The sequence below is a fragment of the Wolbachia endosymbiont (group B) of Pammene fasciana genome, assembly GCF_947251495.1.
In the GTDB taxonomy this organism is placed as follows: domain Bacteria; phylum Pseudomonadota; class Alphaproteobacteria; order Rickettsiales; family Anaplasmataceae; genus Wolbachia.
This window is the reverse complement of sequence record NZ_OX366360.1, coordinates 265,260-280,029: the sequence shown is the minus strand read 5'-3', so window position 1 is coordinate 280,029 and position 14,770 is coordinate 265,260. Positions and strand designations below refer to the sequence as shown.

Sequence of the window (14,770 nt, the reverse complement as noted above, 5' to 3'; positions counted from 1 at the left end):
TTATGAGTATTGGACGTGCTGTAAACTTTAATTCTACTGTATTACCAGTATTACCTCTAAGAGATGTAGTAATTTTTCCAAATATAATGTTGCCTTTATTCGTAGGTAGAGAAAAATCTGTTCATGCACTAGAGTATGCAATAAGTAGCAGTAGTCACCAAAACGAGATTTTTCTCATAGCACAAAAAGATGGTTCTATTGATAATCCAGAGCCAGAGAATCTTTATGAAGTAGGTGTGTTAGCAAACATTATACAACCATTAATAAAACTGCCTGACAATGCAGTAAAAGTCATGATTCATGGGGTAAGAAGGGGAAGAGTTATAGAATATATTAGCTCTCACACTTTGTTAGAGGCCAGAGTAGCGTTAGATGGTCATTATGAGTATGGAGAAAATGAAGATAATATTGATTTAGAAGCTTTAAGGCGTTCTGTTATAGATGCATTTGACAATTGGTGTAAACTAAGCAAGAAAAGTCGGCCCGAGATTATTATTGACCCCATTGATCAAGTTAAAGAGGTTAATCAAATTGTAGATATGATAGCTTCGTACTTAAATATAAAGGTATCAGACAAGCAAAACATACTTGAAGTTTATAACCCAAAAGAGCGTTTAAAAAAAGTTTTTGCTCTTATTGAGAGAGAAATAAGTATTTTGAGTGCACAAAACCGCTTGTATAAGACAATTAAATCACAGGTTGAAAGTACTCAAAAAGTTTACTACCTTAATGAGCAATTAAAAGCTATACAGAAAGAATTAGGTGAGTTTAAAAATGGAGATGAAGGGAATATACTCAATGAATTTGAAAAAAAGATAAATGAAACAAAGCTTTCTGAGGAAGCAAAAGAGAAAGCCATAACTGACTTAAAGAGATATAAGAAAATGAATCCCATTTCTCCTGAAGCAACAGTTATATCTAGTTACTTGCATTGGTTGCTTGATTTGCCATGGGGAAAGTACAAAGATGCAAAAATTAACTTAAATGCGGCTAAAAAAATCTTAGATGAAAATCATTATGGCATAGAGAAAGTAAAAGATAGAATAATAGAATTTTTAGCAGTATTAAAGAGAGTAAAAGAGATAAAGGGTCCTATACTTTGCTTAGTTGGACCACCTGGTGTTGGTAAAACTTCTTTAGCTAAGTCTATGGCAAAAGCAGTAGGAAGAGATTTTGTTCGCATATCTCTTGGTGGTATACGTGATGAGTCTGAAATACGAGGACACAGGAAAACTTATATTGGCTCAATGCCTGGTAAAATCATTCAACACATGAAAAAAGCTAATTCATGCAACCCGCTTTTCCTGCTTGATGAAATAGATAAGATGGGTTCTGATTCGCGTGGTGATCCTGCATCTGCATTACTTGAGGTTTTGGATACTGAGCACAATAAACATTTTACAGATCATTACTTGGAAGTTGAGTTTGATCTTTCAAGTGTAATGTTTGTAGCCACAGCAAATAGCTTAAATTTACCGCATCCTTTGCGTGATAGGATGGAAATTATACAATTATCTGGGTATACCGAAGACGAGAAGATCAGTATTGCTACACATCACCTTATTCCAAAATTAAAAAAAGAGCATGGTTTGCATCAGAAGGAGTGGGAAATAACCAATGAAGCATTATACGAGTTGATACGTTTATATACACGTGAAAGCGGCGTGCGAAGCATGGAAAGGGAACTTGCAAAACTCATGAGAAAAGCAGTTAAAGCAATATTAACTGATAAAAATAAGAAAATATCCGTAGAGATTGGTAATTTACAAGATTATCTAGGGGTACGTAAGTATACCTTTGGCATTGCAGAAAATGAGAGTTTGGTAGGGATAGTAACTGGTCTTGCCTATACTGAAACAGGTGGTGATATTTTGATGATAGAGTCAGTCCTAATTCCTGGTAAGGGGGAGATAAAATATACAGGAAAGCTTGGAGAAGTTATGCAAGAGTCTATAAAAGCTGCGTATAGTTATGTGCGATCAAATTGTTTATTTTTCGGTATAAAGCCCGAAAAATTCCAAAATAATGATATACATTTGCATGTACCTGAAGGTGCTGTGCCAAAAGATGGTCCCTCTGCTGGCAGTGCAGTATGTACGTCTATTGTTTCTCTCATGACAAATATATCAGTTAACAAAAGTGTTGCTATGACAGGCGAAGTAACATTGCGCGGTAGAGTTTTGGCTATCGGGGGCTTGAGAGAAAAATTGCTTGCTGCGCTAAGAGGATCAATCAAAACTGTGATTATACCAAGTGAAAATGAGAAAGATATGCAGGAGATTCCCGCAAATATTAAAGAAGGGGTCAACGTAATTTTTGCTAAGAATATTGATGAAGTTATAAAAATTGCTTTAACTCGCCCTATTACTTCAATTGATGGTGATAATCAAAATAGTCTACCTTCCTCCATAGAAAATAAAGATAGTACCTTCTCTGCGTTAGAAACATTAAAGCACTAAATTGAAAAGGTTTATGCAATTTGCGTTTCTTTTTTTTAACCTCAAAGCTCTGATTTGAATATATAAATTACAAGTAACATATATGGCAATTTCATAAGTTCATTTTTCAAGCATATATTGCAATATCTCACTAGCAATTGCAACATCTTGGCGTGGAGTTTTGCCATGTTCTATAAACACTGAGATTGCATAGCGCGGATCATGGTAGGGGCCATAAGCGATAAACAATTTATGACTTTCACCTTTAGAGTTTATCTCTGGTGTACCGGTTTTGCCAGCAATTTGTATACTGCCTAGTCCTTTTCTATAGTTAGAATTCACCACGTCAAACATAGCTTTTCGAACCACACTAAGATGCTCATGATTCACATCAATATCAAGAAAGTCTTGCCCTGGTTTACTCATCTCAATGTGGGGAATTACCTCCTTTCCTGTTGCAACCCTCGCTGCAAGAACCGCAAGCTGTAATGGCGTTGTAAGTAAATACCCTTGTCCTATAACTAAGTTAATAGTATCACCTAAATACCACTCTGAATATAGCTTGCGTGCACGCCAATCCACATCAGGCAACAATCCCGGGGCTTCTTCCTTAAACATTCCAATTAATGGTCCACTTCCTATACCAAATTTGCTAGCCATTTCTAGTAGAGAATCTACATTTATTTTTTTTCCTATATTATAAAAGTAAGTGTTGCATGAGAAGGCCATTGCCTCGTTTAAAGATACATATCCATGGACTTTGCTTTTTAGGCAACGAAATTTTCGTTCACCTATTTTCATATATCCCCTACACGAGAACTTTTCTTCTGGTGTTATTATTCCATCTTTTAAACCCGCAAGCGCATCTATTATTTTAAATATTGAACCAGGTGGAATTTGATATGATAATGCACGGTTTACAAGCGGTAATGAAGAATTGTTTAAATTTTTCCAAGTTTCATTTGATAATCTGCTAGTGAAAAGATTATTATCGTAAGAAGGTGAATTATATAATGCTAAAATTTCTCCGTTATTTACATCAATTACCACTGTGGAACCTTGGTGGTCTTTAAATATCTCTGCAATTTTCTTCTGTAAATCAACATCAATTGTCAGCTGTATATCTTGTCCGTCTTGCTGCGGTATGCTAGATAACTCTCTCATGATACGCTTCTTAGAATTTATTTCCTGCTCAGATTTTCCGGTCTTGCCTTTTAATACATGATCATATGTATATTCAATTCCACTAACCCCTGCTTCATTTATGTCTTGCTGTCTTTTTGTATATCCGATTATATGAGAACATATCGAACCAAACGGGTAATAACGTTTATAAAGAGCAGTTACTTTTGTATCTGATGATTTTGTTGCATCAGGTTTAATTTCTGATAACATCTGGAAATCAACTTCCCTAGTAAAGGTTTTTTGCCCATCAAACAAAACAATATACGAAATTTTGTTTACTGCAAGTTCAACGCTATTCCTATCCAAAATCCTGCCTCGTTTAGGCACAATAGTAACAACTTTTATCCTATTATTATTGGATAGCACTTCATATTTTTGTCTATCTCGTACTTGTAAAGTATACAACCTACAACTAAAAATAGCAGAAATAGTAAGCTGAATACCACCTAATATGAATAACCTACGGTTGAAGACCTTGTTTTTTGTCCACATAGAATTCCTTTAGAACGCACTCATCCTCCTTTTATTGGCACATTTCTAGCTTTCACTACATCACAAACCCTTTCTTCCCACTCACTTAAGGTAACAAGTTTGTAACCCGATTTTTTTAGTATTTCAATAATCTGAGGTAAAGCTTCAACTGTATTTGATTTGTTATCGTGATCATGGAACAATATAATCGCTCCATTATGTACATTGCTTAAAACTCTTTCAACCAAAATCTCTGATTTATCACCTTGCCAATCCAGAGAATCAACTGTCCATAGTATGGAACACATATTTAATCGATTAGTATTTTCGATCAAATTATCATTGTGACATCCATATGGTGGACGAAACCATTTTACACTCTGTTCTGTTACATTTTTAATTGCTATATTTGTCTTTTCCAGTTCTTGCAATTGCTCCTCACTTGAAAGTGATGTCAACTTCCTATGCGACCAAGAGTGATTGCCTAACTCATGACCTGCTTCATGGATTTTCTTTACTATCTCATATGTTTTTTTATTTATACGTCCACCAAGCACAAAAAATGTCGCTTTTGTTTTATTGCTCTCCAGAATATTAATAATATCTCCTGCTCTATTATAAGACGGTCCATCATCAAACGTAAGTGCAACGAACTTATCTTTGTTATTCAATAATTTCTTTATATTACTTAAATTTCTATATGATAGATCCAAATCACAACTGAGCCCACGATACGGTAAGTTAAAGTTACAATCACTACAGAAAACTGCGCTTGAATATAGCAAAAGAAAAGCGATTATTCTTATAAACATATATAATCAGCAAAGTGATAGAGTACTACACTTTTTTGCTAAATTAAACCACTTTTAACAGCTACTGTTTACTTCGTTACTTTGTCAATATATTATATTAATAACTTTATATAATATAGTATGATTGCAAATATAAATACCGTTGCTCTTCAGGGAACCAGCACAGTAAATGTTAATGCACAAATTCACATGGCAAATGGTATTCCAGCTTTTAATATTGTTGGACTGCCGGATAAAACTGTTGCAGAATCCAGAGAGCGTATCAGAGCAGCGTTAAATTCAATCAATCTTCTGTTACCTCCAAAAAGGATTACGGTTAATCTTTCCCCTGCGGATTTGCTTAAAGAAGGTAGTCATTATGACTTAGCTATTGCTGTTGGATTACTTGTTGTAATGAATGTGATACCAGTTGAAAAAGTTCAGTCTTATATAATCATGGGCGAGCTTGCACTAGACAGCAGAGTCATACCAATCTCAGGAGTACTTCCAACAGCAATCAATGCAAAACAGGTAAATAAAGGAGTAATTTGCCCAAGGGGAAATGGAGTAGAAGCTTCATGGGTAAAGAATGTTTCTATTCTGGCTATAGAGAAATTAACCGATATTATCAGACATTTTAAGGGTGAGCAGTTAATTCAGCCGGTAACTTTTAACTATAGCGCTGCGCCCAAAGAAAAAAATTCAGTTCCAGATATAAAGGATATTAAAGGTCAAGTTGTTGCAAAAAGAGCAGCTGAAATTGCAGCAGCAGGTGGACACAATATGCTTCTTGTTGGACCTCCTGGTACTGGAAAGTCAATGCTTGCTAAGCGATTTATAGGGCTATTACCCGATTTGACTGAACAAGAGATGATTGATGTGAATATTATCTCTAGCATAACAAAAGCCGGTAACGAAACATTTAAAGTAACTCGTCCCTTTCGTGAACCTCATCATTCATGCTCCATGCCAGCGATGATAGGAGGAGGAAAAAATGCAAAGCCTGGGGAAATCACCATGGCTCACAATGGTGTGTTATTTCTTGATGAGCTACCTGAATTTCCAAGGCTTGTGCTTGATTCTCTACGCCAACCACTTGAAGATAGAAAAGTTACTATTGCACGTGCAAATGCTCACATTACTTATCCAGCTAATTTTCAACTTATAGCTGCAATGAATCCCTGCAGGTGCGGTTACTTAGGTGATGCAAGTAGATCGTGCAACAAAGCTCCAAAATGTGGCACAGATTATAGAAATAAAATATCAGGACCTTTGCTTGATAGAATAGACATATGCATTGAAATGCCAAACGTTAGTATACTCTCTCCTGAAATTTCTTCAGAAGGAGAAAGCACTGAAAATATTAGAAAAAGAGTGATAGCAGCAAGAAAAATTCAAACTGAGCGTTATAGTAAATTTAATATTCGTTGCAATGCAGAAGTCAGTGGTGAAGCATTAAATAAATTCACTGAACCAGATCAGGAAGGGTTAGAATTGCTAAAATACGTACTGAAAGAAAATTATATTTCTAATCGAGGCTATACACGCGTATTAAGAGTCGCAAGAACCATTGCAGATCTTGTAAAAAGTGAGGAAATAAAAAGAGCACACATTGCAGAGGCGCTGAATTACAGAATAAGAATGTATAAATAAATTAATTTACTTGACAGGCAGCTTTTTTTTGTCATATACTACCATTAGTGAAATTTTAATATTTTTGGAGTAAAGTTATGCTGATAGTAGAAAAAATCAAGGGTAAAGCTAAAGAAGTTTATAACCATGGTTGTGGTTTTGTAAAAGACCACCCGTATAAAACAGCTGCCACTTTTGTAGCAATTGCAACAGCAATTTCTCTTACAGCTGCTTATTTTTTAAGTCCAGCTTATGCAACTTTTGTTGGTACAGTTGGAACAAAAGCTGCAACACTTGTTAGTCCTGCGATTACTGCAATGTCTGCATTTGCAGTTGCTCATCCACTTGTTGCTAGTTTAGTAGTTCTTGCTGCAGTAGCAGCTATAATAGCTGCACCTATGCTTGCATATAAGAACAGTAATAAGGCAGTTCAAATTGAGGGAGTCAAAGAAGCAGTACTTAATGCTTGTGAAAAAGACGGTGATAAGCCTAAAGTTAATGGTGGTAAGCTACTTGCTGCTAATGATAAAGATCCATTATCAGCATTGTATGAAGTTGCGGGAATAGTTGAATTGGTACAACAACAAAAATAATAAAGCAGTTTCAACAAAGTTAAAGGGATAGGTTTCTATCCCTTTTTTACAATTTTTTTTGCATTCCAAGTAGTGTTGTTTGGAAGCCTGCAATTATTACACCTACTGATTAACAATGTTAAGAATAAGTAAATCTTGTTTACTGTTTGCGTATGTCAAAATGAAAAATGTTTGCATATTGTTAAAAAAGCAGTAACTTGTTATCAAGTGAATTCACTAATATTTGAGTAAAATTTAAATGTCAATTGACCTTAGTTTACCAGAGCTACCTGTATTACACCCAAGGATTACCGTTGTGGGAGTGGGTGGTGCTGGCGGAAATGCTGTAAACAACATGATCCAATCCAATTTGCAAGGGGTAAATTTTGTCGTAGCAAATACCGATGCTCAAGCGTTAGAGAAGTCATTGTGTGATAAAAAAATTCAACTTGGTATCAACTTAACTAAGGGTCTTGGTGCTGGTGCTTTACCTGATGTTGGTAAAGGTGCAGCAGAAGAATCAATTGATGAAATTATGGAGCATATAAAAGATAGCCATATGCTCTTTATCACAGCAGGGATGGGTGGTGGTACTGGAACAGGTGCTGCACCGGTAATTGCAAAAGCAGCCAGAGAAGCAAGAGCGGTAGTTAAAGATAAAGGAGCAAAAGAAAAAAAGATACTGACTGTTGGAGTTGTAACTAAGCCGTTCGGTTTTGAAGGTGTGCGACGTATGCGCATTGCAGAGCTTGGACTTGAAGAGTTGCAAAAATACGTAGATACACTTATTGTCATTCCCAATCAAAATTTATTTAGAATTGCTAACGAGAAAACTACATTTGCTGACGCATTTCAACTCGCCGATAATGTTCTGCATATTGGCATAAGAGGAGTAACTGATTTAATGATCATGCCAGGACTGATTAATCTTGATTTTGCTGATATAGAAACAGTAATGAGTGAGATGGGTAAAGCAATGATTGGTACTGGAGAGGCAGAAGGAGAAGATAGGGCAATTAGTGCTGCAGAGGCTGCGATATCTAATCCATTGCTTGACAATGTATCAATGAAAGGTGCGCAAGGAATATTGATTAATATTACTGGTGGTGGAGACATGACTCTATTTGAAGTTGATTCTGCAGCCAATAGAGTGCGTGAAGAAGTGGATGAAAATGCAAATATAATATTTGGTGCCACTTTTGATCAGGCGATGGAGGGAAGAGTTAGAGTTTCTGTTCTTGCAACTGGCATTGATAGCTGTAACGACAATTCATCTGTTAATCAAAACAAGATCCCAGCAGAGGAAAAAATTTTTAAATGGCCTTATAATCAAATTCCAATATCAGAAACAAAAGAATATGCTTCAACTGAGCAAACAAATGAAAGAGTTAAGTGGGGCAGCAATGTTTATGATATACCAGCTTATTTAAGAAGAAAAAAATAATGCAATTTTGGCTACTAAAGTCAGAACCAAGCGAATACTCCTGGCAAAAAATGGAAAAGGAGCAGGTGACGCAGTGGAATGGTGTATGCAATTATCAAGCTCAAAATTACATGAGAGCTATGAAATTAGGTGATCTTGCATTTTTTTATCATACAGGTAAAGAGAGAGTTATACTTGGAATAGTTGAAGTATTAAAGGAGTATTATCATGTTTATAATTCCAAATTTGGACTAGTGAATGTAAAGCTTTTAAAACCTTTAAATAATCAAGTCACGTTAAGTAGTATAAAACAAAACCCACTTTTAAAAAATATGGTTATATTAAAACAATCACGTTTATCAGTTTCTCCGGTTTTAGAGACTGAGTGGAATGAAATAATAAGGATGAGCGAATGTTAGAAGTGAGCATTCTTGATAAGAGGTGGCATAGTATTACGAAGGACCCACAGAGTTTTGTATTAAATATTATTAATGCTTCTCTAAAAGAATTAAAAATAGATCATTATAAACCAAATATATCAATAGCTCTCGCTGATGATAACTTGCTACATCAACTTAATCTTAAGTTTAGAGAAATAGATAAGCCAACTAATGTACTATCATTTCCATGCGAACAGTTATCTAGTGAATGTGATCTAGGAGACATAGCAATTGCAGTAGATACAATAGAAAGAGAGTCTCATGAGTACTGTATATCTATCCTCACTCACACTGCACACATGTTAGTTCATGGATTGCTGCATTTACTTGGCTATGATCATCAAAAAGAAGATGAAGAAATTATAATGAAAAGTTTAGAGAGCAAGATTTTAGCTTTGCTTGAATTTGAAAAGGAAAAGTATGGTAGATAATACCAAAATATGTTATTTACAAAAAAGGGGTTTTAGCTGTAAAAGGTAAGCAATATGGTTCAGTTTTCTTTACCAAAAAATTCTAAAGTTAATAAAAAGGGCAAGGTTTATCCTACTCCTACTGGAGCAAAAAATATTAGAAGATTTCAAATTTATCGTTGGTCTGCTGATGATGATAAAAATCCAAGAATAGACACATTTTTTATCGATATGGATAATTGTGGCCCTATGGTACTTGATGCATTAATAAAAATAAAGGATGAAATAGATTCAACCTTAACTTTTAGACGCTCTTGCAGAGAAGGAATATGCGGATCTTGTGCAATGAATATTGATGGTACCAACACTCTCGCATGCACTAAATCTATACATGATATAAAAGGTGAAGTAAAAATATATCCACTACCTCATATGTATATAGTAAAGGATCTAGTTCCAGATCTAAGCCAATTTTATGAGCAATACAAATCGATTAAACCTTGGTTACAAACAGATAAATCTGCCTTACAAAATAAAGAATACTTTCAATCTCCTGAAGATAGAAAAAAATTGGATGGTCTGTCTGATTGTATACTATGTGCTTGCTGTTCGACTGGTTGCCCAAGCTATTGGTGGAATGGTGATAAATTTTTAGGGCCAGCGGTATTACTGCAAGCTTATAGATGGATTGCTGACAGTCGTGATAATAAGAAAGAAGAAAGACTTGCTTCTTTAAACGACCCATTTAAGTTGTATCGTTGTCATACAATAATGAATTGTACAAAAACCTGCCCGAAAGGGCTTAACCCAGCAAAAGCGATAGCGAAAGTAAAACAGCTTATGGTAGAGAGAGAAGGAATTTGAGTGTTATTTCTGGCACTCTTCGTAAGAAAATAGTAGACCCTCTGAAGCATAGGGTATTGTTAATACTCTAAACGTTCTTCCATTCATGAAATGTATTGTTTCACCATATGATTCCAGTAATCTTTTAAACAACTCATGTCTTTGATTATTAATAGTTTGAAAATCCTTTTTTCCTAAAAGCTTTTTAGATTCAAATAGGTGAAGCATAATCTCGTGATAAGTTGGATAAGACTCCAAAAATTTTGGATCAAACTGAAAAGTTTTTATAAAAGCATTATTATAAAATTTTAGCTTTTGATTCTTACTATATATCGCTACAGCAATCGATAGCTTCTCAAGCAAACTTTCTTGTGCAGCTAAACAATTGCTTAGCTCAGTATGTAATTTTTTTTCATCACTAATATCTTTTCCATACATTACTATGCTATTAGAATTTTGCATTGGAACTTCAACAAAATTAAAAACCTTAGGTTCGTTCTTGTAAGTTATTACACACTCTCCTGGTTTTACGTTATAGGAGCCACTCGCAACAGTAAATTTTTTAGAGCTGCCTATATATTTATCATAAAATAAGTTATAAAACCTTACTTTTTTATTCTTATTGTGCTTCAGTATTGGAAATGGTAAAGAGTCAAAAATTTTTTTATAGCTCTCCAATTCTCGCATAAGCTTACTATTTTCTAACTCAAGTTCATTAGCTTTTATCTTATAATCGGAGATATTCCTTATCCATAACAACACACCAATCACATTATTAGAATAATCTATTATGCTTTTACCATAACATGTGCAATAAACCTCACTGTCTTTTGACTTTAAATCTAGAGTAAAAGATTTATTTATTTCCTTTGCCTCAGCAAAACTTTTAATTAAGCTTTCTGATTGCTCAAAAAAATTTACAAACTCATTAAATGAATAAAAAACAGTATTAAGCAAAATTAGTAAATTGGGAGAAAATTTTTCTATACGTTTTTTTGCGTCCCAAATATAAAATCCATCATTCACAGTATCTATTAAATTATTTATGATAACATTTTGATGTTGTAAGTCCTTAATTTTATTACTAATTTTTAATTTAGAATATGAGAAAAAGAAGAATACTAGAATTAGTAGTAAAACTATTTCATACAAAAAAAACATGGCATTCCAAAACAAATATAAAAATTTGTAACCTCTCAGCAAAGAGATTGTACTGAAGAGGTATATAAGTGAAGATTGCCAAATACCCTAAAGCCTAATCTCTTATAAAGGTTTACAGAAGATTTCATGCAATGTGCTACTATGTATTTGCATTCAAATTGCCTAGCTATCTTTATTCTTTCTAGAACCATTTGAGTTCCTATTCCACGACCCCTGTAAATTGGTAAAACTCCATCGCTATAAAAACCAGCTATGCTGTCTTGAATATAAAGACCGCATGTTCCAACAATTTCGTTATTTAGCATTACAAGAAAAAATCTTAACCTTGAGCTCTTATCATCATAATTCGATAATTGGCGAAAAAACGTGCTAACAATACTAATTCTATGATAAAAAATTTTAGAAGTGTGTAAATCTAATTGCTCTAAGAGCTCACTACTATTTACAACATTGAACTTCAAATTTGGAACAGCATCATCAGGCAAAAAATAATCTTTTATATTGAGTAAAACTTTTTTTGGTGCGTTAACGTGTTTTATTTCGCATTTTTCTAAAATACCCCCTATTTTTATACGTGGACTTATTATCCATGTTGCTTCTATATTTCGTGCTTTGAGATAATCTAGAGTTCTGCATATGGAAAGCTCAGTACATTGATCTTCACAAAACACAAAATTAAATAACGATTCTCTGGTACCATTTACTGTAAATATAACATTATCAAATTCGTCATGTATTTCCCACTTGGACAAATTCGTTGCATAAAGTATATAATCCTTTAGGTTCTGAATAATTAAGCTTGAATAACAAATTTTTTTATTCTGCATAAATCAACAATAAACAATAAAAGGCTCCTATAAAAACAAAGGCTAAAATTGCAGCTACAACATCATCTAGCATAATACCTAAAGGACCTTTTGTATTTTTATCAATCAAATTTATAGGCCACACTTTTATTATATCAAAAAACCTAAAGGAGAAAAAGCACACCAACAATACAGAGCTATTCATTTCTTGTTCTAATAATATTGAAACTAGAAGTACTGTCAGCAACTGACCAACTACTTCATCAATTACTACCTCTTTTGGATCATGCGGAGCTTTGTAATGTTGTATATAATTGCCTGTAGACCATAATCCAACTAAGAATAAAAAAAAAATAATTGCTGTACCTAAAATTCTGTCATTGAGTAATATAGGAACAATTGGGTAAGCAGCCAAGCTGCCTATAGTACCTGGCATGTGTTTTACCGTGCCAGATAGCCACCATGTTGATATTAATTTATATAAAAATTTCACAATATACCGAAATATAAAACTAATTTACAAGAACAGAAATAGTATCTTCTATAGAAGTATTTTCATATAGCAATCTATAGATCGCTTCACATATGGGCATTTTTATCTTTAGCTTTTCTGCTAAATCAAATGCAGACTTAGCAGTGTTAAAACCTTCAATTACCGACTTACCTTCTGATAAAATCTGCTGAGCACTAGAACCATTACTATTAGCTACTTTAGATCCAAAAGATAGATTTCTTGAATTTAATGATGTGCATGTCACAACCAAATCGCCTAAGCATGCTGGTCCAAGTAGTGTATTTATATCTACATTGCCGTCACCAACTTTTGCTGAGTATAAAGCCTTAATTTCACTCATACTTTTCGTAATTAATGCTGCATGAGCATTAAACCCAAACCTACCTAGAACAACCCCACATGCTATAGCAAAAACATTCTTTAACGCTGCACAAACCTGTATTCCTATAACATCGCTACTAAGGTACAATTTAATATTTTCTTGCTGTAGCTCTGATACTAATTTTAAACCTAATACTTCATTTTGACATGCAAGAACCATCGAATATGGTAATTTTCTTGCAACTTCTATAGCAAAGCTAGGACCAGAAAAAACAGCAAGAGGATTATTAGGTAAAACTTCATTGACTACTTCACTAGGTAATTTTAATGTAGATTTTTCTATTCCCTTACAAGCCAAAATTATTGCTACATTTTTTTTTAGGTTACAATCATTCAATTGATGACATATCTCCCTTAGAGACTGAGTGGGAACAGCTAGAATTATTACTGAAGCATTCACTGCATCTTCAATAGCTAATTTTACTGATACATTATCAGAAATTGGACAATCAGGTAGCTTGTCACTTTCTCTTTTCTCTTTAATTGATTCAAATATGGCCTTATTGCGAGTCCACAAAATTACATTTTTCTTACCACTTAATGAAATCGCAATTGCTGTACCCCATGCGCCAGCACCTAAAACTGATATTACCACTCAATATTCCTGAAAGTATTACTTATAATTTAAAACTGTAGAATAAGTAAATTAAAAATATAACATAAAAGTATAAAATAGTTTAAATATCTATTAACCTAAGTATTCTTTTAATAAAAATAGCTTCTATTCAATATTTACTAAAAATAGTATTATTATAGTATATCTATTGTATTTTAGATCTCTTTGTATAATTTTGGAACGACACATTAACTATTAATTAATAAGTGTAATTTCTATTATTCATTAATAAAAATTTGATTTGTTACTTTCCTTGGTTATATATATTACTAAAATTATAAATTATTTATGGGGTGTAAAATATGCGTATATTATTAATTGAAGATGATCAAGTAAGTGCAAGGACTGTAGTTAATGCCTTAACTTCTGATGGACATTTTTGCGACGTTGTTACTTCTGCACAAGATTATAACAATAATATGGTTTCCTCGGGTGGAGACTGTTACGATCTAGTTATTCTAGATATACACCTGCCTGGTGATATTGATGGATATGATATACTGTTAAGATTAAGAAGTGCAAAAATCAAAGTTCCTGTTTTAATACTTTCGTGTATCTCCGCTGCCAACCATAAAGCTAAAGGACTTGGGTATGGTGCCGACGATTACTTAACCAAGCCATTTCACAAGAGCGAATTATTAGCTCGAATTAAGGCCATAGTCCGACGTACTAAAGGCCATCCCGAATCAGTGATAAAGATTGGTAATATGAATATCAATTTTGATCACAGGATTGTTGAGGTAAAAGGCAAAACAGTTCACCTTACTAACAAAGAGTATTCCATGATAGAATTGCTGGCATTGCGTAAAGGAGCAGTGTTGACAAAAGAAATGTTTTTAAACCATCTTTACAATGGCTTGGACGAACCTTCAGACAACAAAATAGTTGATGTTTTTATGTGTAAATTACGTAAAAAACTTGAAAGTGCAAATGACGGAATAAGCCACATAGAAACCGTTTGGGGTAGAGGATATGTTCTAAAAGAGTATGTTGACGATGAAGAATACTCTAGTGTTAATATAAGCGAAAGCAGTAGTGACTATCAAGCAGAACAAGTCAAGGACAGCGCATGAAATGCTTTATTTAC

The 14,770-nt window shown here is 33.9% G+C and carries 14 protein-coding genes; 8 read left to right on the top strand and 6 right to left on the bottom strand.

Going from position 1 to position 14,770, the window contains the following annotated elements; genetic code table 11:
• Positions 1-2 precede the first annotated feature (2 nt).
• Entirely contained in the window at positions 3-2,459 is a 2,457-nt protein-coding gene (gene lon, locus OPR29_RS01275; RefSeq protein WP_265025319.1) for an endopeptidase La, read from the top strand.
• Positions 2,460-2,558: 99 nt separating this feature from the next.
• On the opposite strand, the gene OPR29_RS01270 is transcribed toward lon, so the two are convergent.
• A complete protein-coding gene (locus tag OPR29_RS01270; protein WP_265025318.1) occupies positions 2,559-4,115 on the bottom strand; it encodes a penicillin-binding transpeptidase domain-containing protein in 1,557 nt (518 codons plus the stop codon).
• Between the two features lie 20 nt (positions 4,116-4,135).
• A complete protein-coding gene (locus tag OPR29_RS01265; RefSeq protein ID WP_264376914.1) occupies positions 4,136-4,906 on the bottom strand; it encodes a polysaccharide deacetylase family protein in 771 nt (256 codons plus the stop codon).
• A gap of 120 nt (positions 4,907-5,026) precedes the next feature.
• On the opposite strand from OPR29_RS01265, the gene OPR29_RS01260 reads away from it, so the two are divergent.
• The 6 genes from OPR29_RS01260 to OPR29_RS01235 all read left to right on the top strand — a co-directional run bounded on the left by OPR29_RS01260 (position 5,027) and on the right by OPR29_RS01235 (position 10,226).
• Positions 5,027-6,538: a YifB family Mg chelatase-like AAA ATPase gene (locus OPR29_RS01260; protein WP_265025317.1), complete on the top strand. Its 1,512-nt coding sequence runs from the start codon at positions 5,027-5,029 to the stop codon at positions 6,536-6,538.
• 77 nt (positions 6,539-6,615) lie between these two features.
• Positions 6,616-7,110: a hypothetical protein gene (locus tag OPR29_RS01255; RefSeq protein ID WP_265025316.1), complete on the top strand. Its 495-nt coding sequence runs from the start codon at positions 6,616-6,618 to the stop codon at positions 7,108-7,110.
• Positions 7,111-7,348: 238 nt separating this feature from the next.
• Complete coding sequence (ftsZ, locus tag OPR29_RS01250; protein ID WP_213863995.1) at positions 7,349-8,533, top strand: cell division protein FtsZ; 1,185 nt, start codon at positions 7,349-7,351, stop codon at positions 8,531-8,533.
• A complete protein-coding gene (locus tag OPR29_RS01245; RefSeq protein WP_264336848.1) occupies positions 8,533-8,931 on the top strand; it encodes an EVE domain-containing protein in 399 nt (132 codons plus the stop codon). Before ftsZ ends, OPR29_RS01245 begins: the two co-directional genes overlap by 1 nt.
• Positions 8,925-9,383, top strand: a complete 459-nt coding sequence (ybeY, locus tag OPR29_RS01240) for an rRNA maturation RNase YbeY (RefSeq protein ID WP_007302008.1) — start codon at positions 8,925-8,927, stop codon at positions 9,381-9,383. Before OPR29_RS01245 ends, ybeY begins: the two co-directional genes overlap by 7 nt.
• Before the next feature lie 54 nt (positions 9,384-9,437).
• Positions 9,438-10,226 carry a succinate dehydrogenase iron-sulfur subunit gene (locus OPR29_RS01235; RefSeq protein WP_019236657.1) on the top strand — a complete coding sequence of 263 codons (789 nt, stop codon included), beginning with the start codon at positions 9,438-9,440 and terminating at the stop codon, positions 10,224-10,226.
• A gap of 3 nt (positions 10,227-10,229) precedes the next feature.
• On the opposite strand, the gene OPR29_RS01230 is transcribed toward OPR29_RS01235, so the two are convergent.
• From OPR29_RS01230 to OPR29_RS01215, 4 genes are all read right to left on the bottom strand, one after another.
• The gene (locus tag OPR29_RS01230) at positions 10,230-11,366 is read right to left on the bottom strand and encodes a hypothetical protein (protein WP_265025315.1); all 1,137 of its coding nucleotides are present in this window, start codon (positions 11,364-11,366) and stop codon (positions 10,230-10,232) included.
• A gap of 35 nt (positions 11,367-11,401) precedes the next feature.
• Complete coding sequence (locus OPR29_RS01225) at positions 11,402-12,193, bottom strand: GNAT family N-acetyltransferase (protein ID WP_019236659.1); 792 nt, start codon at positions 12,191-12,193, stop codon at positions 11,402-11,404.
• Positions 12,183-12,608, bottom strand: coding sequence for a phosphatidylglycerophosphatase A family protein (locus OPR29_RS01220; RefSeq protein ID WP_007302012.1), 426 nt, complete (start codon positions 12,606-12,608; stop codon positions 12,183-12,185). The genes OPR29_RS01225 and OPR29_RS01220 overlap by 11 nt, the downstream gene beginning before the upstream one ends.
• A gap of 76 nt (positions 12,609-12,684) precedes the next feature.
• Positions 12,685-13,662, bottom strand: coding sequence for an NAD(P)H-dependent glycerol-3-phosphate dehydrogenase (locus OPR29_RS01215; RefSeq protein WP_007302013.1), 978 nt, complete (start codon positions 13,660-13,662; stop codon positions 12,685-12,687).
• A 323-nt stretch (positions 13,663-13,985) separates the two neighbouring features.
• Here OPR29_RS01215 and OPR29_RS01210 point away from each other — a divergent pair, with 323 nt between their 5' ends.
• Entirely contained in the window at positions 13,986-14,756 is a 771-nt protein-coding gene (locus OPR29_RS01210) for a response regulator transcription factor (RefSeq protein ID WP_007302014.1), read from the top strand.
• The last annotated feature ends 14 nt before the right edge of the window (positions 14,757-14,770 follow it).